This window comes from Pseudomonas chlororaphis, from assembly GCA_001023535.1.
GTDB classification, from domain to species: Bacteria; Pseudomonadota; Gammaproteobacteria; order Pseudomonadales; family Pseudomonadaceae; genus Aquipseudomonas; species Aquipseudomonas chlororaphis_E.
This window is the reverse complement of record CP011020.1, coordinates 3,244,684-3,265,727: the sequence shown is the minus strand read 5'-3', so window position 1 is coordinate 3,265,727 and position 21,044 is coordinate 3,244,684. Positions and strand designations below refer to the sequence as shown.

The following is a 21,044-nucleotide window of genomic DNA, read 5'->3' as shown; positions in this document are numbered from 1 at the left end:
TGTAATAGGTATTGCACTTCCGCCCCCGGAGGGAGGGGTGTAAGCGCCGCTTTGTATAAGTCCAAGTATTTTATTCGCAAACGGGACAATCTCGTTTAAATAGCCAGTCACTTGGTGGGCGATCTTGTCAATGTCTGGGGGGGAGGGGGCCACATAAATATATCGATTGTTTGACCAACCATTACCATCGTTGGCGACCAGCCCGAACCTGGTCTGCGGCAGATCATCGGAGAGGATAATGTACCATCGTCCATACTGGTCAGCATAACCGCTGCCCCATATCTTGTTTCCGACATATGACTCGTAGATGTCAATTTTCGAATTTGGAGCAGCGGTTCCGGATACCATCGGACGCCGCGATACCTGAGTGTCCTCGCCGGGCCTGTCGATGTTCAGGGCGGTGTTTTGCCCTGGGGATGGATTGCCCAAGTTCGATACATTGACATATCGATTGTTCGACCATTGTTTGCCATCACTGGCAATCAGACCAAACCTGGTCTCTGGCAGATCCTCGGGAAGATCGATGCTCCAATATCCATATGGGTCGGTATTGCCACTGCCCCATATCTTGTTGCCGACATTAGCCTCATATATATCTATCTTTGAATTGGGTTCGGCGAATCCGGCTACCGTGGGGCGTCGTGGTACCTGATCATCCTCGTGAGGGTACCAGATGAGCAGAGAAAAAGACGGCGTCGGAGAGAGAACACCCGCCGTTACAGTGATATATCGATTGTTTGACCATTGTTTACCATCATTGGCAACCAGCCCAAACCTGACGTCTGGTAGATCTTCGGAAAGTGTAATGCTCCAAGATCCATATTTGTCGGCATGGCCGCTACCCCATATCTTGTTTCCGACATTAGACTCATAAATATCTATTTTTGAATCGGGTTCGGAGATTCCGGATATCGTGGGGCGTCGTATTACTCGGGCATCCTCTTCGGGGGTGTTAATGAGAAAGTCCCAATCCCGTACTTGGACATAACGATTATTCGACCATTCACCATTTTCCGAGACTACTAGCCCAAACCTCCCCAGCGGCAGGTCTTCGCTGGGTACAAGGGTCCAGTTGCCACTGGCATCTGCATAAGTGCTACCCCATATCTTATTACCGACATTGGACTCGTAGAGCGTGATGGCAGCGTTTGGGCTGCTGGTGCCTGTCACTTTGGGTCTGCGGGCGACTGCAATCTCATCATAAAGGGGATTTAGAATCATAGCTGTCATTTCACTTCTCCATTCGGCATAAACATAAACTGAAGGATTGGAAAAGCTAAACTCACATACTGTTCTGGGTGCCCATGTGTGCAACGCGTAGGCAGCAGACCTAACTTCATCGTCTTTTCCAAGTTTCAGTTCGATGCTAGGGGCTGACGATTCAAGCGGCTACTGTCAGAAATGGCAGTATTGACCAACGGTGATCCGTTTATCGGGAGGGTGCTTAAGGAAGGTTTCTGGTATTAGGTGTTATGCAAAAAAGCGGCCATCTCACGATGGCCGCTTTTTTGCCGATCCATTTATTTGGGCAACCTGCATGCAAGCCCATGGCTTTCTTGCTGGTGCTCGATCAATCGTGGGGCGCAGCGCTCAGGCGCTACCGCGCACCATATCCACATGAGGAATCCCGGCTTCCAGGAACTCCTCGCTGACCACGGCGAAGCCCAGTCGCTCATAGAACGGCGTGGCGTGCACCTGGGCGCTGAGTTTCTGTTGCTTGAGGCCGCGCTTCTCGGCCTCCGCGATCACCGCGTGCATCAGGGCGTCGCCGACCTTCAGGCCGCGCCAGTCCTTGAGCACCGAGACGCGCCCGACATGGCCGTCGGTCAGCAGGCGCGCGGTGCCGATGGGGAAATCGCCTTCGAAGGCGAGGAAGTGCACGGCGCCCTGGTCGTCGGCATCCCATTCCAGCTCGGGTGGGACGGATTGCTCGGCAATGAACACCGCTTCACGAATGCGCCGGATCTCGGCGTTATCCTTTTGCCAGTCTGCGACACGAACGTGAATTTTATTCATCGGCGAACCCCAGGCTGCCTTGTTTGACCAGCTCGCAGATCAGGCCGCGGCCGTCTTCATCGGCCAGCCAGGGGCCGAGGTTCTCGATGTGCAGGGCGTCGGCGGCGCAGATCATCTTCAGCAGATCGCGCAGCTTGCCCGGCAGGTAGCGGCTCTGGCCGCTGGCGAACAGCAGCAGGTCGTCGTCGACTTCCGACCAGGCCAGGCGCGCGCTCGGATTGCGGATGATCACCGCGCCTTGTTCCAGGCCGGCCAAAAGGTCGTCTTCTTCCAGTTCCGGGCCAACCACCAGTTCCGGGTAGCGTGGCTCGGTCATGAACTGGCCGAACCAGGTCAGCAGCAGGCGTTCGTCGCTCATGTGTTCGGCCAGCAGGCCCTTGAGGCGGTCGAGAGCATCGTGCTGGATCTGGTGTGGATCGCTTACCGGGCGCGCGTCGGCGTCGGTGTAGCGTTCTTCGTCCGGCAGGAACTGGCTGAGGAAGTCGGTGAAGTGGGTCAGCACTTCGGCCGCGCTCGGTGCGCGAAAGCCCACGGAGTAAGTCATGCAGTCATCCACGGCCACCCCGCAATGGGCCAGGCGCGGCGGCAGGTAGAGCATGTCGCCGGGTTCCAGGACCCATTCGTCGGTGGCCTCGAAGTCGGCGAGGATGCGCAAGTCGGCGTGGGGCAGCAGCGGGCTGTCGGAGTCGCACATCTGGCCGATCTTCCAGTTGCGCTTGCCATGGCCTTGCAGCAGGAATACGTCGTAGTTGTCGAAATGCGGGCCGACGCTGCCACCTGGGGCAGCGAAGCTGATCATCACGTCATCGATGCGCCAGCTCGGCAGGAAGCGGAAGTGCTCCAGCAGTTCGCTGACTTCCGGGACGAACTGGTCGACGGCTTGCACCAGCAGGGTCCAGTCTCGCGCCGGCAGTTGGCTGAATTCGTCTTCGGCGAACGGGCCGCGACGCAGTTCCCAGGGGCGCTCGCCGTGCTCGAGCACCAGGCGCGATTCGACTTCTTCTTCCAGGGCCAGGCCGGCCAGTTCGTCGGCATCGATCGGGCTTTCGAAGTCAGCAATGGCCTGGCGGATCAGCAGGGGCTTTTTCTGCCAGTAGTCGCGCAAGAACTCCCGTGCCGTGATGCCGCCCAAGAGTTGCAGAGGAATATCAGGATTCATGTGTAACCTATTGAAAAAATATACTTTTCATACGCGAATAAAAACGCCCGGCGCGGCCGGGCGTCTCAAGGGTGCAGCGGTGCGTCAGATGCGCTTGGCTTGTGCCGCGGCGTTGCCGATGTAGCTGGCCGGGGTCAGCTTCTTCAGTTCGGTCTTGGCGTCGGCGGGCATGTCCAGGCCATCGATGAAAGTCTGCAACGCTTCAGGGCTGATGCCTTTGCCGCGGGTCAGTTCTTTCAGTTTTTCGTAGGGGTTTTCGATGTTGTAGCGGCGCATGACCGTCTGGATCGGCTCGGCCAGGACTTCCCAGCAGGCGTCCAGGTCGGCGGCGATCTTCTGCTCATTGAGTTCCAGCTTGCCGATGCCCTTGAGGCTGGCTTCGTAGGCGATGACGCTGTGGGCAAAGCCCACGCCCAGGTTGCGCAGCACGGTGGAGTCGGTCAGGTCGCGCTGCCAGCGGGAGATTGGCAGCTTGCTCGCCAGGTGCTGGAACAGTGCGTTGGCGATGCCCAGGTTGCCTTCGGAGTTTTCGAAGTCGATCGGGTTGACCTTGTGCGGCATGGTCGAGGAACCGATTTCGCCGGCAATGGTGCGTTGCTTGAAGTAACCCAGGGAGATGTAGCCCCAGATGTCACGGTCGAAGTCGATCAGGATGGTGTTGAAGCGCGCGATCGCATCGAACAGCTCGGCAATGTAGTCATGCGGCTCGATCTGGGTGGTGTACGGGTTGAAGCTCAGGCCCAGTTCGTCTTCGATGAAGGCGCGGGCGTTGGCTTCCCAGTCGATGTCCGGGTAGGCCGACAGGTGGGCGTTGTAGTTGCCCACGGCGCCATTGATCTTGCCCAGCAGCGGCACGGCGGCCACTTGAGCGATCTGGCGCTCCAGGCGGTACACCACGTTCGCCAGTTCCTTGCCCAGGGTGGTCGGCGATGCCGGTTGACCGTGGGTGCGGGACAGCATCGGGACGTCGGCAAAGCGGATGGCCAGCTCGCGGATCGCCTGGGCGACCTGACGCATCAGCGGCAGCATCACCTCGTCACGGCCTTCGCGCAGCATCAGGGCGTGGGACAGGTTGTTGATGTCCTCGCTGGTGCAGGCGAAGTGGATGAACTCGCTCACGTTGGCCAGTTCCGGCAGCTTGGCCGCCTGCTCCTTGAGCAGGTACTCGATGGCCTTGACGTCGTGGTTGGTGGTGCATTCGATCTCTTTGACGCGCTCGGCATGCTCCAGCGCAAAGTTGTCCGCCAGGGTGTTCAACACCGCGTTGGCTTCGGCGGAAAACGCCGGGACTTCGCCGATGGCGGGGTGGGCGGCCAGGCGCTGGAGCCAGCGCACTTCAACCAGGACGCGGGCACGGATCAGGCCGTACTCGCTGAAAATCGGGCGCAGGGCCTGGGTTTTGCCGGCGTAGCGGCCGTCTACAGGGGAAACCGCAGTGAGCGAAGAGAGCTGCATGGGGTGTTCTCGGACAGTCGGGCAACGAAATGGGGCGCGTATCATACATGAAAACAATCGCCGATCCGTCGCCAACTGACCGGCGTGTTACGCGTAACGAAATAAAACTGTTTATTACCTGTGGCGAGGGGATTCATCCCCGCTGGGCTGCGCAGCAGCCCTAAAAGCAGCGAACTCAATCTTCTTGGCGCACCGAGTTACCTGGTTTGGGGCCGCTTCGCAGCCCAACGGGGATGAATCCCCTCGCCACAAAAAAAACCGGTTGAAGCGACTTATTCGTTGCGCATCAATGGGTAAAGCTCTTTCAGCAACTTGCGCCGGCTGATCACCAGTTGCCAGCGATGGCCGCCCAGTTGCCGCCACAACCGCGCCGAGCGGATCCCGGCGAGCAGCAGGGCGCGGATCTTCGAGGCGTTGCTCGGTTGCTGCAGGTTGCGCATGTCGCCGTGCACCTGGATGCGTTGGCGCAGGGTGCTCAGGGTATCTTGGTACAGGGCGCCACAGGCGGCCACGACATTCTCGTGGGACGGGCCGAAGTGTTCGACCTGGGATTGAATCTGCGGCAGACGCTTGCCGATGGTCTCCAGCATGTCGTCGCGCTTGGCCAGCTGGCGCTCTAGCCCCAGCATAGACAGGGCGTAGCGCAGCGGTTCGCGCTGCAAGGCGCTGGGGTCGCGCTCCAGGGCGCCGACCAGTGCGCGGTAGCCTTCGCGCAGGTTGAGGTCGTCGCCACCGTAGACTTCCAGGGTGTCCTTGGGGTCGCGAACCAGCAGGCTGCCGAGCATGCAGCTCAGGCCCGCTTCGGAGGCCTGGCCGGTCTTGGCGATCCGGTCCACCAGCACGGCGGCGAGAAACACGCCGCCCAACGCCGTCAGTTGTTCCTGGATCGGGGTCATGCCTTGCTGCTCCAGGGCTCGGCCACTTCGATGACGCCGCCGCCCAGGCAGATTTCGCCATCGTAGAACACCACGGACTGGCCAGGCGTGACCGCCCGTTGCGGATCGTCGAACGTGGCTCGGTAGCCGGTGGCGGTCTTTTCCAGGGTGCAAGGCTGGTCGCCCTGCCGGTAGCGGACCTTGGCCGTCAGGCGGCGTGGCTCGCTGAGGTCGATCGGGTTGACCCAATAGATGTCGGAGGCGAGCAGGGCGCGGGAAAACAGCCACGGATGGTCATTGCCCTGGCCGACGATCAGCTCGTTGTGTTCCAGGTCCTTGATCAGTACGTACCACGGCTCTTCGCCGGCGTCTTTCAGGCCGCCGATGCCCAGGCCCTGGCGCTGGCCGATGGTGTGGTACATCAGGCCATGGTGGCGGCCGATGACTTCGCCTTCGGTTGTCTTGATCTCGCCTGGCTGGGCCGGCAGGTATTGCTTGAGGAAGTCGCTGAAGCGGCGCTCGCCGATGAAGCAGATCCCGGTGGAGTCCTTCTTCTTCGCGGTGGCGAGGGCGTGTTTCTCGGCGATGGCCCGTACTTCGGGCTTTTCCAGTTCGCCCACCGGGAACAGCGTCTTGGCGATCTGTTCGCCGCCGACCGCATGCAGGAAGTAGCTCTGGTCCTTGTTCGGGTCCAGGCCCTTGAGCAGCTCGGTGCGACCGTCGATGTCGCGACGGCGCACGTAGTGACCGGTGGCGATCAGGTCGGCGCCGAGCATCATCGCGTAGTCGAGGAACGCCTTGAACTTGATCTCGCGGTTGCAGAGGATGTCCGGGTTCGGCGTGCGACCGGCCTTGTACTCGGCCAGGAAGTGCTCGAACACGTTGTCCCAGTACTCGGCGGCAAAGTTGGCGGTGTGCAGCTTGATGCCGATCTTGTCGCACACGGCCTGGGCGTCCGCGAGGTCGTCCATGGCGGTGCAGTATTCGGTTCCGTCGTCTTCTTCCCAGTTCTTCATGAACAGGCCTTCCACCTCATAACCCTGCTCGATCAGCAGAAGGGCGGAAACGGAAGAGTCCACGCCGCCGGACATGCCGACAATGACGCGCTTCTTTTGTGTGTCAGAAGGGGCTGGATCGCGCATAGCAGTTCAATGAGTGTCTTGAAAAAGGACGCGATTCTATCAGGCCCGGGCGCTCAAGGCTAAAGAGAAGGACGGATCAGCGTCAGACTGTGGCGATGACCGGCCAGATAATCGTCGATGCAGCGGATGATCAGCTCGCTGCGCCAGCGTTCGCGCTGTTCGAGCAGTTCGTCGCGGGTCAGCCATCGGGCGCCGAGAATGCCGTCGTCCAGCGGTGCCTCGGGGTGGTGCCTGAGCGCCTTGGCGGCGAAGCAGACCCGCTGGTAGGTCACGCCATTGCTGGGGGCGGTGTACAGGTAGATGCCCACCACGCTGGTGGGCTCGACGTCCCAGCCGGTTTCTTCCAGGGTTTCGCGCACGGCGGCCTCGATCAGCGTCTCATCCGGGTCCAGGTGCCCGGCAGGCTGGTTGAGCACCGCGCGCCCGCCCTTGGATTCCTCCACCATCAGGAAGCGGCCGTTGTCCTCGACGATGGTGGCGACGGTGATGTGGGGGGTCCAATTCATGTGGCGTCCTCGATCTCAATGTCTGAATGCGATTAATGTGGGAGCGGGCTTGCTCGCGAAAGCGGTGGGTCAGTCGGCCTATTCGTTCGCTGACCCACCGCCTTCGCGAGCAAGCCCGCTCCCACAAGGTGATGTGGCAAGGCTGAAAACACAAACCCCGGCACAAGGCCGGGGTTCGTGGTGCTTCCTGAGGACCTTACACCAGCGCAGCGATTGCCGCGTTGAAGGTGGCGCTCGGGCGCATGGCCTTGCTGGTCAGTTCCGGGTTGGCGAAGTAGTAGCCGCCAATGTCCACGGGCTTGCCCTGCACGGCGTTGAGTTCGGCAACGATCTTCTCTTCGTTGTCGGTCAGCGTCTTGGCCAGGGCGGTGAACTGAGCCTTGAGGGCTTCATCGTCATTCTGTGCGGCCAGTGCCTGGGCCCAGAACAGGGTCAGGTAGAAGTGGCTGCCACGGTTGTCGATGCCGCCCACTTTGCGCGAAGGCGACTTGTTGCGGTCCAGGAACTCGCCAGTGGCCTGATCGAGGGTCTTGGCCAGCACCAGTGCCTTGGGGTTGTTGTAGGTCACGCCCAGGTGTTCGAGGGACGCGGCCAGGGCCAGGAACTCGCCCAGGGAATCCCAGCGCAGGAAGTTTTCTTCCAGCAGTTGCTGGACGTGCTTGGGCGCGGAACCGCCGGCGCCGGTTTCGAACAGGCCACCACCGTTCATCAGCGGCACGATCGACAGCATCTTGGCGCTGGTGCCCAGTTCCATGATCGGGAACAGGTCGGTCAGGTAGTCGCGCAGCACGTTGCCGGTCACCGAGATGGTGTCCTTGCCTTCGCGAGTGCGGGCCAGGGTGAACTTCATCGCTTCGACCGGCGACATGATGCGCAGGTCCAGGCCGTTGGTGTCGTGGTCTTTCAGGTAGGCCTGGACTTTCTCGATGACCACGCCGTCATGGGCGCGCATCGGGTCCAGCCAGAAAATCGCCGGCGTGTTGCTGGCGCGGGCACGGTTGACGGCCAGCTTGACCCAATCCTGGATCGGCGCGTCCTTGGTCTGGCACATGCGGAAGATGTCGCCAGCCTCGACGTTCTGCTCCAGCAGAGTGCGACCGGTGCTGTCGGATACACGCACTACGCCGTCGACCTTGATCTGGAAGGTCTTGTCGTGGGAGCCGTATTCCTCGGCCTTCTTGGCCATCAGGCCGACGTTCGGCACGCTGCCCATGGTGGTGGGGTCGAAGGCGCCGTGTTGCTTGCAGTCTTCGATCACCGCCTGGTAGATGGTGGCGTAGCAGCGGTCCGGGATCACAGCCTTGGTGTCGTGCAGTTGGCCATCGGTGCCCCACATCTTGCCGGAGTCACGGATCATGGCCGGCATCGAGGCGTCGACGATGACGTCGCTCGGCACGTGCAGGTTGGTGATGCCTTTGTCGGAGTTGACCATCGCAAGGGATGGACGCACCGCGTAGACCGCCTGGATGTCGGCTTCGATCTGCGCCTGCTGCTCGGCCGGCAGGGCCTTGATGCGGGCGTACAGGTCGCCGATGCCGTTGTTCAGGTTGAAACCGATCTGCTCCAGCACCTCGGCGTGCTTGGCCAGGGCGTCTTTATAGAACTCGGCCACGATCTGACCGAACATGATCGGGTCGGAGACCTTCATCATGGTGGCCTTGAGGTGCACCGACAGCAGCACGCCTTGTTTCTTGGCGTCTTCGATCTGGGCTGCGATGAATTCGCGCAGGGCTTTCTTGCTCAGTACGGCGCAGTCGAGGATCTCACCGGCTTGCACGGTGGTTTTTTCCTTCAGGACAGTGGCAGTGCCGTCCTGGGCGATCAACTCGATTTTCACGCTGCCAGCGGCGTCGATCAGGGCGGCTTTTTCGCTGCCGTAGAAATCACCGTTGCTCATGTGGGCCACGTGGGACTTGGAGTCCGCTGCCCAGGCGCCCATCTTGTGCGGGTGCTTGCGCGCGTAGTTCTTGACCGACAGCGGCGCACGACGGTCGGAGTTGCCTTCGCGCAGGACCGGGTTCACGGCGCTGCCTTTGACTTTGTCGTAACGGGCGCGAGCGTCTTTCTCGGCATCGCTGGTCACGGTTTCCGGGTAGTCCGGCAGCGCGTAGCCCTGGGCCTGCAATTCCTTGATCGCGGCCTGCAGTTGCGGCACCGAAGCACTGATGTTCGGCAGTTTGATGATGTTGGCTTCAGGCGTAACGGCCAGGTCGCCCAGTTCGGCGAGGTGGTCGGCTACGGCTTTGTCACCCAATTGCTCGGGGAAGCTGGCCAGGATGCGCCCTGCGAGGGAGATGTCGCGGGTTTCCACGGCGATATCGGCCGAAGCGGTAAAGGCTTCGACGATCGGCAGCAGTGAATAGGTGGCGAGGGCGGGAGCTTCGTCGGTGAAGGTATAGATGATCTTCGAGCGGGTGGGCATATTCGGATTAACTCTCTTCTTTGCTAAAGCATGCGCAGAAACTCGAGGGGCGCCGGGTAAGCGCGTTCGTTCAAAGTCATCCGTGAGCCGAATGTCGAGGTTTCTTCGCGGTGATGTTGGGTGCATCAGTCGAGCGTCAAGCGGTGGAGCCGCGGTAACGGTCCGGCTTCGTAACTGGCGGAAAATCCTGGCTTTTTCTTCTCAAGCGCAAGCGTCCGGCCGTCGTGACCCTGTGGTCAGCGGCGGCATTATACATAGGTAGCTGGCAATCTGCCGATGCTTCATAGACTTCCGTACACGTCCATTGGTCTAAACGTCGCAGGCGCGGGCGGTCGGACTATGCTCATGTTTGGCACTTTTCCCTTGGTTTTCAGGCTTGTACGCGGCCAACTGCAGCGCTTTGTGCCGGATGAGTCGAACGTAGGGTTTGCGTGCCGATACAACTGGGTTACGCTCGAATGCAGCCAGATGTTCAATCCAAGCAATGGAGTTCAGCATGGGGTATCAAAAGATTCAGGTTCCAGCCGTCGGTGACAAAATTACCGTCAATGCAGACCATTCTCTTAATGTTCCCGACAACCCGATCATCCCCTTCATCGAAGGCGACGGCATTGGCGTCGATATCAGTCCGGTCATGATCAAGGTTGTGGACGCTGCGGTGCAGAAGGCCTACGGCGGCAAGCGCAAGATTTCCTGGATGGAGGTCTATGCCGGTGAGAAGGCCACCCAGGTCTACGACCAGGACACCTGGCTGCCCCAGGAAACCCTGGATGCGGTCAAGGATTACGTGGTGTCCATCAAGGGCCCGCTGACCACGCCGGTCGGTGGCGGCATCCGTTCGCTCAACGTGGCGCTGCGCCAGCAACTCGACCTGTATGTGTGCCTGCGCCCGGTGCGCTGGTTCGAAGGCGTGCCGAGCCCGGTCAAGAAGCCGGGTGACGTGGACATGACGATCTTTCGCGAGAACTCCGAAGACATCTACGCGGGCATCGAGTGGAAGGCCGGCTCGGCCGAAGCCACCAAGGTCATCAAGTTCCTGAAAGAAGAAATGGGCGTGACCAAGATCCGCTTCGACGAAAACTGCGGCATTGGCGTCAAGCCGGTGTCCAAGCAAGGCACCCAGCGCCTGGCGCGCAAGGCCTTGCAATATGTCGTCGACAATGACCGGGATTCGCTGACCATCGTGCACAAAGGCAACATCATGAAGTTCACCGAAGGTGCCTTCAAGGAATGGGCCTACGAAGTGGCGGCCGAGGAGTTTGGCGCGACGCTGCTCGACGGCGGCCCATGGATGCAGTTCAAGAACCCGAAGACCGGCAAGAACGTGATCGTCAAGGATGCCATCGCCGATGCGATGCTCCAGCAGATCCTGCTGCGTCCGGCCGAGTACGATGTGATTGCGACGTTGAACCTCAACGGTGACTACCTCTCCGATGCCCTGGCGGCGGAAGTGGGCGGGATCGGTATCGCGCCAGGTGCCAACCTGTCCGACACCGTGGCGATGTTCGAAGCCACCCACGGTACTGCGCCCAAGTATGCGGGCAAGGACCAGGTCAACCCGGGGTCGCTGATCCTGTCGGCTGAAATGATGCTGCGTCACATGGGGTGGACCGAGGCGGCCGACCTGATCATCAAGGGCACCAACGGCGCGATTTCGGCCAAGACCGTGACCTATGACTTCGAACGCCTGATGGACGGTGCCAAGCTGGTGTCGTCTTCGGGCTTCGGCGATGCCCTGATCTCGCACATGTAAACGGATCGGCGCCCAACGCGAATGCCCGGCTCGAGTCGATCGAGCCGGGCATTTTTCGTTCGTCCGGGGTAGTTGCCGGTCAAAGCGTCTCGACGACCCTGGCGGGTGCGGGGGCGGCGGTGTCTTCGACGCAGTCCACCTTGATGTTGACCGCGTGCAGGCCCTTGGGTCCCTGGATGACTTCGAACGTCACAGGTTGTCCAGCCTTCAGGGTCTTATAGCCTTCCATGCTGATTGCCGAGTAATGGGCGAAAAGGTCCTCATCCCGGCCGGCTGCGATAATGAATCCGTAGCCCTTGGCATTGTTGAACCATTTCACCTTGCCACTCATCTTGACAGCCGACATAAACCATATCCCTCTGCAACGCACTCCATCACTGGAGTATCATCCAGTCCATCCGCAGGCTAATCTTGAAAACAGGGTAGAAGCCACGGACCTTTTTAACCCACGATGGGCTCTATTGGTTGTAACACCGTTTTGCCGATAGTCAAGGTGGCCGGGTGGTCGTGGTTGAAATCGCCCGAAAGCGCCCCCATCACTGTATTCGCCAACTAAACGAACCTTTCTTTCCATGCATGCAGTCAGCCAGATTCGACTAACATTCAATCAGGATCGCCCGGATCTACACGACGACGATTCCGCAGGCATTGCTGTTCAGGAGGCAAAGCCTGCATTACAGGCGCCACCGATGTACAAGGTGGTTTTGTTCAACGATGACTACACACCGATGGATTTCGTCGTCGAAGTGCTCGAGGTGTTTTTTAACCTGAATCGCGAGCTGGCGACCAAGGTCATGCTGGCCGTTCATACAGAGGGACGGGCAGTATGTGGAGTGTTTACCCGCGACATCGCCGAGACAAAGGCCATGCAGGTCAACCAGTACGCCCGGGAAAGCCAGCATCCGCTACTCTGTGAAATCGAGAAGGACGGTTAACGCCGACCACTTGGGTATGAGGTGAAGCTATGTTAAACCGCGAGCTCGAAGTCACCCTCAATCTTGCCTTCAAGGAGGCTCGTTCGAAGCGTCATGAGTTCATGACCGTCGAGCACCTGCTGCTGGCCCTATTGGATAACGAGGCTGCCGCCACCGTATTGCGTGCCTGCGGCGCGAACCTCGATAAACTCAAGCATGACCTGCAGGAGTTCATCGACTCCACCACGCCCTTGATCCCCGTTCATGACGAGGATCGGGAAACCCAGCCAACCCTGGGCTTCCAGCGTGTCCTGCAGCGTGCTGTCTTCCATGTACAGAGCTCGGGCAAGCGTGAAGTCACTGGCGCCAACGTGCTGGTTGCGATCTTCAGCGAGCAGGAAAGCCAGGCCGTATTCCTGCTCAAGCAACAGAGCGTTGCACGTATCGATGTCGTCAACTACATCGCCCATGGCATCTCCAAGGTGCCGGGGCATGGCGATCATTCCGAGGGTGAGCAGGATATGCAGGACGACGAGGGCGGTGAGTCTTCTTCTTCGGGCAATCCGCTGGATGCCTATGCCAGCAACCTGAACGAACTGGCGCGCCAGGGGCGTATCGACCCGCTCGTGGGCCGAGAGCTCGAAGTCGAGCGCGTGGCGCAGATCCTCGCCCGGCGGCGCAAGAACAACCCATTGCTGGTGGGCGAGGCGGGCGTAGGCAAGACCGCGATCGCCGAAGGCCTGGCCAAGCGCATCGTCGACAACCAGGTGCCGGACCTGCTGGCCAACAGCGTGGTGTATTCCCTCGACCTGGGTGCCTTGCTGGCCGGCACCAAGTACCGCGGTGATTTCGAGAAGCGCTTCAAGGCGTTGCTCGGCGAGTTGAAGAAACGTCCGCAGGCGATCCTGTTCATCGACGAGATCCACACCATCATCGGTGCCGGCGCCGCGTCAGGTGGGGTCATGGACGCGTCCAACCTGCTCAAGCCACTGCTGTCGTCGGGTGATATCCGCTGCATCGGTTCGACCACGTTCCAGGAATTCCGCGGCATCTTCGAGAAGGACCGGGCCCTGGCGCGGCGTTTCCAGAAGGTCGACGTGTCGGAGCCGTCGGTGGAAGACACCATCGGTATCCTGCGCGGCCTGAAAGGGCGTTTCGAGCTGCACCACAACATCGAGTACAGCGATGAAGCCCTGCGCGCGGCGGCCGAACTGGCCTCGCGCTACATCAATGACCGGCACATGCCGGACAAGGCCATCGACGTCATCGACGAGGCGGGTGCCTATCAGCGCCTGCAACCGGTGGACAAGCGCGTCAAGCGCATCGACGTACCTCAGGTCGAGGACATCGTGGCGAAGATCGCGCGGATTCCGCCCAAGCATGTCACCAGTTCCGACAAGGAACTGCTGCGTAACCTGGAGCGTGACCTGAAGCTGACGGTGTTCGGTCAGGACGCGGCCATCGACTCGTTGTCGACGGCCATCAAGCTGTCCCGCGCCGGACTCAAGTCGCCGGACAAGCCGGTGGGTTCGTTCCTGTTCGCCGGGCCTACCGGCGTGGGCAAGACCGAGGCTGCGCGGCAACTGGCCAAGGCGATGGGCATCGAGCTGGTGCGCTTCGACATGTCCGAGTACATGGAGCGCCATACCGTGTCCCGTCTGATCGGTGCGCCTCCGGGCTATGTCGGGTTCGACCAGGGCGGCTTGCTGACCGAGGCCATCACCAAGCAGCCGCATTGCGTGTTGCTGCTCGATGAGATCGAGAAGGCCCACCCGGAAGTCTTCAACCTGCTCCTGCAGGTCATGGACCACGGTACGCTGACCGATAACAATGGGCGCAAGGCGGATTTCCGCAACGTGATCCTGATCATGACCACCAACGCCGGTGCCGAGACGGCGGCGCGCGCTTCGATCGGTTTCACCCATCAGGACCATTCGTCCGATGCGATGGAAGTGATCAAGAAGAGCTTCACGCCTGAGTTCCGCAACCGCCTGGATACCATCATCCAGTTTGGTCGCCTCAGCCATGAGGTGATCAAGAGCGTGGTGGACAAGTTCCTCACCGAACTTCAGGCGCAGCTCGAAGACAAGCGTGTGTTGCTGGAAGTCACCGACGCGGCGCGCAGCTGGCTGGCGGAAGGCGGCTACGATGTGACGATGGGTGCACGGCCAATGGCTCGCCTGATCCAGGACAAGATCAAGCGTCCGCTGGCGGAGGAGATCCTGTTTGGCGAGTTGTCCGAGCATGGCGGTGTGGTGCACATCGACATCAAGGACGGCGAACTGACCTTCGACTTCGAAACCACGGCCGAAATGGCCTGATCGAAACCCGTAACAAGCAAAAGGCGCCGAAAGGCGCCTTTTTGCTGTCTTCGCAACCGCACCCTAACCCCTGTGGGAGCGAGCTTGCTCGCGAATGCGGTTTCTCATTTGACATCCATGAAAGCTGATCCACCGCTTTCGCGGGCAAGCCCGCTCCCACAGGAGAGGCGGGGGATTATCAAATCGCGGACAAACAAAAACGCCCGGCATCAGCCGGGCGTCTTGTATTGACTTGTTAGCGAGCGCGGTAAGTGATGCGCCCTTTGCTCAAGTCATAGGGCGTCAGCTCGACGCGCACTTTGTCACCGGTAAGAATACGAATGTAGTTCTTGCGCATCTTGCCGGAGATATGCGCGGTTACGACGTGCCCATTTTCCAACTCCACGCGAAACATGGTGTTGGGCAGGGTGTCGACGACAGTGCCTTCCATTTCGAAGCTGTCTTCTTTCGACATGCAGTAAAGCCCTCGGTGTCCAGTGAATGGCCCGGTGCAACTGCGCCAGGCAAAAGCGGCGTGCATTGTGCCCGAAAAAGGGGGGGCAAGCCAAGGGGTTCTAGTTCAGGACAACCCAGCGCTGGTTAATCAGCAGTTCAATGGGGCGATATTGGGTCTTGTAGTTCATTTTCTTGCAGTTCTTGATCCAGTAGCCCAGGTACACCGCATCGAGCCCCAGGCGCCGGGCTTCGCTGATTTGCCAGAGGATGGCGAAGCGCCCCAGGCTGCGTCGCTCTTGCTCTGGCTCATAGAAGGTGTACACCGCTGAAAGACCGTTGGGGAGCAGGTCGGTGACGGCAATCGCCACCAACCGTCCGTCGAGACGGAACTCGTAGAAGCGCGAAAAAGGCAGGTCGCGCACCAGGAAGGTGGAAAATTGATCGCGGCTGGGCGGGTACATGTCGCCATCGGCATGGCGTTGCTCGATGTAGCGTTGATACAGGTCGAAATACTCCTCGGTGAACTGCGGCTTGGCCGGCCGGACCTGAAGGTCGGCGTTGCGCTTGAAAATGCGTTTCTGCTGGCGATTGGGCGCAAATTGCACCACGGGGATGCGCGCCGGGACGCAGGCGTTGCAGTGCTGGCAATGGGGCCGGTAGAGATGATCGCCGCTGCGACGAAAGCCCATTTCCGACAGGTCAGCGTAGACATGCACATCCATCGGCTGGCTGGGGTCGAGGAACAGCGTCGTGGCCTGCTCCTCCGGCAGGTAACTGCAAGAGTGGGGCTGAGTGGCATAGAACTTCAAACGCGCCAACTCGGTCATGATCAACCCTCGGGATAAGCTATGGGGTTAAGTGTAAGCCAGGAGCGCCAATGTCGCTCAGCAAACCCAGGTCGCGTGGTTGGGTTGATCCAGGTGCGCCTCGAGGTAGCCGGCGAACGTTGCACGAGGGATCGACCGGGCGCCCAGGCTGTGCAGGTGCTCGGTAGGCATCTGGCAGTCGATCAGCACGAAGCCGGCGGCCTTGAGGTGTTGGACCAGCGTGGCGAAGCCGAATTTCGACGCGTTGTCGGCCCGGCTGAACATGGACTCGCCAAAAAACAGCTGCCCCATTGCCAGGCCGTACAGACCGCCCACCAGCGCGCCCTGGTCCCAGACCTCCACGGAGTGGGCGAAGCCGCGCCGATGCAGCTCCAGGTAGGCGCTCTGCATGGCCTCGGTGATCCAGGTGCCTTCGGCGTAGTCCCGTGGCGCGGCGCAGGCCCGGATGACGGCGGCGAAGTCCTGGTCGAACGTCACCTGGTAGCGTTGCTTGCGCAACAGTTTGCCAAGGCTGCGGGAGACGTGCAGCTCGTCGGGAAACAGCACCGTGCGAGGGTCCGGAGACCACCACAGGATCGGCTGGCCCTCGGAGAACCATGGAAAGCAGCCGTGGCGATAGGCCTGGACCAGGCGGTCAGCGGACAGATCGCCACCAGCGGCCAGCAGCCCGTTGGGGTCGCGCATGGCTTTTTCCAGCGGTGGGAAATCCAGGGAGTTGCGTTGTAACCAGGTCAGCATTGTCATTCGCTTGCAGAAGGGGAGGGTGGGCGCGCGCAGATGAACTGTGGCGAGGGCTGTCAGGTCCTCGCCACAAGACTAACCGTCAAACGGCCGGAATGTCATCGAGATACTTCTCCGCATCGAGCGCGGCCATGCAGCCGGCGCCGGCAGACGTGATGGCCTGGCGATAGACGTGGTCGGCGACGTCGCCGGCGGCGAACACCCCTTCAATGTCGGTGGCCGTGGCATTGCCCTCGCTGCCGCCGCGCACGAGCAGGTAGCCGTCATGCATGTTCAACTGGCCCTGGAACAGTTCGGTGTTGGGCTTGTGACCGATGGCAATGAACACCCCAGCCAGGGACAAGGTGCTGGTTTCGCCGGTCTCGCTGTGGCGCAGGCGAGCGCCGGTCACGCCGCTGGCATCGCCCAGGACCTCGTCCAGGTTCTGGTTCCAATGCAGCTTTATGTTGCCGTTGGCGGCTTTTTCGAAGAGCTTGTCTTGCAGGATCTTCTCCGAGCGCAACTTGTCGCGACGGTGGATCAGGTGGACTTCCCGAGCAATGTTCGACAAGTACAGGGCTTCCTCGACCGCGGTGTTGCCACCGCCGACCACCGCGACCACCTGGTTGCGGTAGAAAAAACCGTCGCAGGTCGCGCAGGCGGAAACGCCCTTGCCGGCGAAGCTTTCTTCCGACGGCAACCCCAGGTACTGGGCCGAGGCGCCGGTGGCGATGATCAGGGCGTCGCAGGTGTAGGTGCCGCTGTCGCCGATCAGTTCGAACGGGCGCTGCTGCAACTTGGCGGTGTGGATATGGTCGTAGACGATCTGCGTGTCGAAACGCTCGGCGTGCCGCTGCATGCGCTCCATCAGCACCGGCCCGGTCAGGCCTTCGACATCGCCCGGCCAGTTGTCGACTTCCACCGTGGTGGTGAGCTGGCCACCGGCCTGCATGCCGGTGATGACAACGGGCTTGAGGTTGGCCCGGGCGGCGTACACCGCCGCGCTGTAGCCAGCAGGCCCGGAGCCGAGAATGATCAAGCGTGAATGCTTCACTTCGTTCATAAAAACACCTCATAAGCCTTTGTCACAAAAGACAATGCATGGTCCAATTGACGCCTGTGCAGGCCGTTGTGGGCCAGGTGGGGATCCAGGGGCCGGGCGATGCCTCGGGGCCGACAAACCCGTACAATGCTTGAGTTTTGAGCGCAGGATGGGCTAAAGATCAAAATTTTCGGCAGCACCTGCGGTTTTCTGGATGCACCTCACAGTGGTAAAAGTAGTACCGGTTGTGCACATTCACTTTTTTACCTGTTCGTCTTGAGCAGTTTTTTATAGTCATTCAACAGATGGACGCGCCGTTGGCGCAGGAAAAGAAGCGTTTTGAAGAAATCCACCGCAGCACCTAAAACAGTCGTTCCGCTCTGGCGCCAGCAATTGCACTACCGGCTCAAGGAAGGTGCGTTGATCGCGATCGGTGCCTTGTGCCTGTTCCTGATGATGGCTTTGCTAACCTACGGCAAGGACGATCCGGGCTGGAGCCACAACAGCAAGATCGAGGACGTGCAGAACTTCGGCGGGCCGGCCGGCTCCTACAGCGCCGACATCCTGTTCATGGTCCTGGGGTATTTCGCCTACATTTTCCCGCTGTTGCTGGCGATCAAGGCCTACCAGATCTTCCGCCAGCGCCACGAGCCGTGGGAGTGGAGCGGCTGGCTGTTCTCCTGGCGGCTGATCGGCCTGGTGTTCCTGGTGCTGTCGGGCGCTGCGCTGGCTCATATTCATTTCCATGCGCCCACCGGCTTGCCGGCCGGGGCGGGCGGGGCGCTGGGGGAAAGCCTCGGCGACCTGGCCAGGAACGCCTTGAACATCCAGGGCAGCACGCTGCTGTTCATCGCCCTGTTCCTGTTCGGCCTGACGGTGTTCACCGACCTGTCGTGGTTCAAGGTCATGGACGTCACCGGCAAGATCACCCTCGACCTGATCGAATTGATCCAGGGTGCGATGAACCGCTGGTGGGCGGCGCGCACCGAGCGCAAGCAACTGGTGGCGCAACTGCGTGAAGTCGACGACCGCGTCCACGACGTGGTGGCCCCGACGCTGCCGGACAAGCGCGAGCAGGCCAAGGTCAAGGAGCGCCTGATCGAACGCGAGCAGGCGTTGAGCAAACACATGTCCGAACGCGAGAAGCAGGTGCCGCCGGTCATCAGCATGGCCCCGCCCAAGCCGCCGGAGCCGAGCAAGCGCGTGCAGAAGGAAAAACAGGTGCCGTTGTTCGTCGACAGCGCCGTGGAAGGCACCTTGCCGCCGATCTCGATCCTCGACCCGGCCGAAAAGAAACAGCTCAACTATTCTCCCGAATCCCTGGCGGCCGTCGGCCATCTGCTGGAGATCAAGCTCAAGGAGTTCGGGGTCGAGGTCTCGGTGGATTCGATTCACCCGGGCCCGGTCATTACCCGCTACGAGATCCAGCCGGCCGCCGGCGTGAAGGTCAGCCGCATCGCCAACCTGGCCAAGGACCTGGCACGTTCCCTGGCCGTGACCAGCGTGCGGGTGGTGGAAGTGATTCCCGGCAAGACCACCGTGGGCATCGAGATCCCCAACGAAGACCGGCAGATCGTGCGCTTCTCCGAAGTGCTGTCGACCACCGAGTACGACAACCACAAGTCGCCGGTCACCTTGGCCCTGGGCCACGACATCGGCGGCAAGCCGGTGATCACCGACCTGGCGAAGATGCCCCACCTGCTGGTGGCCGGTACCACCGGTTCGGGTAAGTCGGTGGGGGTGAACGCGATGATCCTGTCGATCCTGTTCAAGTCGGGCCCGGAAGACGCCAAGCTGATCATGATCGACCCGAAAATGCTCGAATTGTCGATCTACGAAGGCATTCCGCACTTGCTGTGCCCGGTGGTCACCGACATGAAAGACGCTGCCAACGCCTTGCGCTGGAGCGTCGCCGAGATGGAGCGCCGCTACAAGCTGATGGCGAAGATGGGCGTGCGCAACCTGTCGGGCTTCAATGCCAAGGTCAAGGAGGCCGAAGAGGCCGGCACCCCGCTGAGCGACCCGTTGTACCACCGCGAAAACATCCACGATGAAGCGCCGCTGCTGCACAAGCTGCCGACCATCGTGGTGGTGGTGGACGAATTCGCCGACATGATGATGATCGTCGGCAAGAAGGTCGAAGAGCTGATCGCCCGTATCGCCCAGAAGGCCCGTGCCGCCGGTATCCACCTGATCCTGGCGACCCAGCGGCCGTCGGTGGACGTGATCACCGGCCTGATCAAGGCCAACATCCCGACCCGCATGGCGTTCCAGGTGTCGAGCAAGATCGACTCGCGGACCATCATCGACCAGGGCGGTGCCGAGCAGTTGCTCGGTCACGGTGACATGCTCTACATGCCGCCGGGCACCAGCCTGCCGATCCGGGTCCATGGCGCGTTCGTTTCCGACGATGAAGTGCATCGCGTGGTGGAAGCCTGGAAGCTGCGCGGGGCACCTGAATACAACGACGACATTCTCAATGGCGTCGAGGAAGCCGGCAGTGGCTTCGAGGGCGGCAGCGGCGGCGGTGAAGAAGATGCTGAAACCGACGCGCTCTATGACGAAGCGGTGCAGTTCGTCCTGGAAAGCCGCCGGGCCTCGATTTCCGCGGTTCAGCGCAAGTTGAAGATCGGCTACAACCGCGCCGCGCGCATGATCGAAGCCATGGAAATGGCCGGGGTCGTGACGGCCATGAACACCAACGGCTCGCGCGAAGTGCTGGCGCCGGGCCCGATGCGCGACTAACGACCCGAGCGGCGTGCTTCACGCCGCTCGCCCCCCTATGAATTCATGAGGATTCCCATGCGCCTGATTCGCATGTTGCTGTTGCCCGTACTGGCCCTGACCACCTTGTCGGCCCACGCTGACGAAAAGGACGTGGCCCGCCTGACCCAGCTGTTGGAAACATCCAAGACCCTGACCGCGCGCTTCTCCCAACTGACCCTGGACGGCAGCGGCACCCAGTTGCAGGAAACCGCCGGCGACATGGCGCTGCAACGTCCAGGCCTGTTCTACTGGCACACCGATGCGCCGGCCGAGCAGTTGATGGTGTCCGATGGCAAGAAGGTCTCCTTGTGGGACCCGGACCTGGAGCAGGTCACCATCAAGACCCTCGACCAGCGCCTGACCCAGACCCCGGCGTTGCTGCTGTCGGGTGACATTTCCAAGATCAGCCAGAGCTTCGACATCAGCGCCAAGGAAGCGGGCGGCGTGATCGACTTCACCCTCAAGCCCAAGACCAAGGACAGCCTGTTCGACAGCCTGCGCCTGTCGTTCCGCAATGGCCTGGTCAATGACATGCAACTGATCGACAGCGTCGGCCAGCGCACCAATATCCTGTTCACCGGCGTGAAGGCCAACGAGCCGATCGCCGCGTCCAAGTTCAAGTTCGACATTCCCAAGGGTGCCGACGTCATCCAGGAATAAGCACAGCCGACTTGTGGGAGCGGGCTTGCCC

17 protein-coding genes are annotated in these 21,044 nt (G+C 60.8%); 5 read left to right on the top strand and 12 right to left on the bottom strand.

All coding sequences use genetic code 11. From position 1 onward, the window contains the following. Nucleotides 1–1,590: 1,590 nt before the first annotated feature. From VM99_14475 to VM99_14445, 7 genes are all read right to left on the bottom strand, one after another. The gene (locus VM99_14475; GenBank protein AKJ99215.1) at nt 1,591–2,016 is read right to left on the bottom strand and encodes a GNAT family acetyltransferase; all 426 of its coding nucleotides are present in this window, start codon (nt 2,014–2,016) and stop codon (nt 1,591–1,593) included. Continuing rightward, the gene (locus tag VM99_14470; protein AKJ99214.1) at nt 2,009–3,175 is read right to left on the bottom strand and encodes a cupin; all 1,167 of its coding nucleotides are present in this window, start codon (nt 3,173–3,175) and stop codon (nt 2,009–2,011) included. Before VM99_14470 ends, VM99_14475 begins: the two co-directional genes overlap by 8 nt. An 84-nt stretch (nt 3,176–3,259) precedes the next feature. Then, nucleotides 3,260–4,630 (bottom strand): adenylosuccinate lyase, encoded by a 1,371-nt coding sequence (locus tag VM99_14465; GenBank protein ID AKJ99213.1) that lies wholly within the window; start codon nt 4,628–4,630, stop codon nt 3,260–3,262. A 272-nt stretch (nt 4,631–4,902) separates the two neighbouring features. Beyond that, nucleotides 4,903–5,526, bottom strand: coding sequence for a DNA repair protein (locus VM99_14460; protein ID AKJ99212.1), 624 nt, complete (start codon nt 5,524–5,526; stop codon nt 4,903–4,905). Further along, complete coding sequence (mnmA, locus tag VM99_14455) at nt 5,523–6,647, bottom strand: tRNA 2-thiouridylase (protein ID AKJ99211.1); 1,125 nt, start codon at nt 6,645–6,647, stop codon at nt 5,523–5,525. Before mnmA ends, VM99_14460 begins: the two co-directional genes overlap by 4 nt. A gap of 59 nt (nt 6,648–6,706) precedes the next feature. After that, nucleotides 6,707–7,153 carry an NUDIX hydrolase gene (locus tag VM99_14450; GenBank protein ID AKJ99210.1) on the bottom strand — a complete coding sequence of 149 codons (447 nt, stop codon included), beginning with the start codon at nt 7,151–7,153 and terminating at the stop codon, nt 6,707–6,709. A gap of 196 nt (nt 7,154–7,349) precedes the next feature. Beyond that, nucleotides 7,350–9,575, bottom strand: a complete 2,226-nt coding sequence (locus VM99_14445) for an isocitrate dehydrogenase (GenBank protein AKJ99209.1) — start codon at nt 9,573–9,575, stop codon at nt 7,350–7,352. Between the two features lie 496 nt (nt 9,576–10,071). Here VM99_14445 and VM99_14440 point away from each other — a divergent pair, with 496 nt between their 5' ends. Then, entirely contained in the window at nt 10,072–11,328 is a 1,257-nt protein-coding gene (locus tag VM99_14440; GenBank protein ID AKJ99208.1) for an isocitrate dehydrogenase, read from the top strand. A 79-nt stretch (nt 11,329–11,407) separates the two neighbouring features. Here VM99_14440 and VM99_14435 read toward each other — a convergent pair whose 3' ends face one another. Beyond that, entirely contained in the window at nt 11,408–11,674 is a 267-nt protein-coding gene (locus VM99_14435; protein AKJ99207.1) for a cold-shock protein, read from the bottom strand. A 226-nt stretch (nt 11,675–11,900) separates the two neighbouring features. On the opposite strand from VM99_14435, the gene VM99_14430 reads away from it, so the two are divergent. Together VM99_14430 and clpA are read left to right on the top strand one after the other, a co-directional pair. Then, nucleotides 11,901–12,263 (top strand): Clp protease ClpS, encoded by a 363-nt coding sequence (locus VM99_14430; GenBank protein ID AKJ99206.1) that lies wholly within the window; start codon nt 11,901–11,903, stop codon nt 12,261–12,263. 29 nt (nt 12,264–12,292) lie between these two features. Next, nucleotides 12,293–14,563, top strand: coding sequence for a Clp protease ClpX (gene clpA / locus VM99_14425; GenBank protein AKJ99205.1), 2,271 nt, complete (start codon nt 12,293–12,295; stop codon nt 14,561–14,563). Nucleotides 14,564–14,798: 235 nt separating this feature from the next. Here the strand turns inward: clpA and VM99_14420 are convergent, their stop codons facing one another. The 4 genes from VM99_14420 to VM99_14405 form a co-directional block, all read right to left on the bottom strand. Continuing rightward, nucleotides 14,799–15,017, bottom strand: coding sequence for a translation initiation factor IF-1 (locus VM99_14420; GenBank protein AKJ99204.1), 219 nt, complete (start codon nt 15,015–15,017; stop codon nt 14,799–14,801). Between the two features lie 100 nt (nt 15,018–15,117). Next, a complete protein-coding gene (locus VM99_14415) occupies nt 15,118–15,825 on the bottom strand; it encodes an arginyl-tRNA-protein transferase (protein AKJ99203.1) in 708 nt (235 codons plus the stop codon). A gap of 57 nt (nt 15,826–15,882) precedes the next feature. After that, entirely contained in the window at nt 15,883–16,563 is a 681-nt protein-coding gene (locus VM99_14410; GenBank protein AKJ99202.1) for a leucyl/phenylalanyl-tRNA--protein transferase, read from the bottom strand. Nucleotides 16,564–16,648: 85 nt separating this feature from the next. Continuing rightward, nucleotides 16,649–17,608: a thioredoxin reductase gene (locus VM99_14405; protein ID AKJ99201.1), complete on the bottom strand. Its 960-nt coding sequence runs from the start codon at nt 17,606–17,608 to the stop codon at nt 16,649–16,651. A gap of 318 nt (nt 17,609–17,926) precedes the next feature. Here VM99_14405 and VM99_14400 point away from each other — a divergent pair, with 318 nt between their 5' ends. Both VM99_14400 and VM99_14395 read left to right on the top strand, forming a co-directional pair. Beyond that, on the top strand, nt 17,927–20,332 hold the full coding sequence (locus tag VM99_14400; protein AKJ99200.1) for a cell division protein FtsK: 2,406 nt from the start codon (nt 17,927–17,929) through the stop codon (nt 20,330–20,332). Between the two features lie 57 nt (nt 20,333–20,389). Further along, a complete protein-coding gene (locus tag VM99_14395) occupies nt 20,390–21,013 on the top strand; it encodes a membrane protein (protein ID AKJ99199.1) in 624 nt (207 codons plus the stop codon). Nucleotides 21,014–21,044 lie beyond the last annotated feature (31 nt).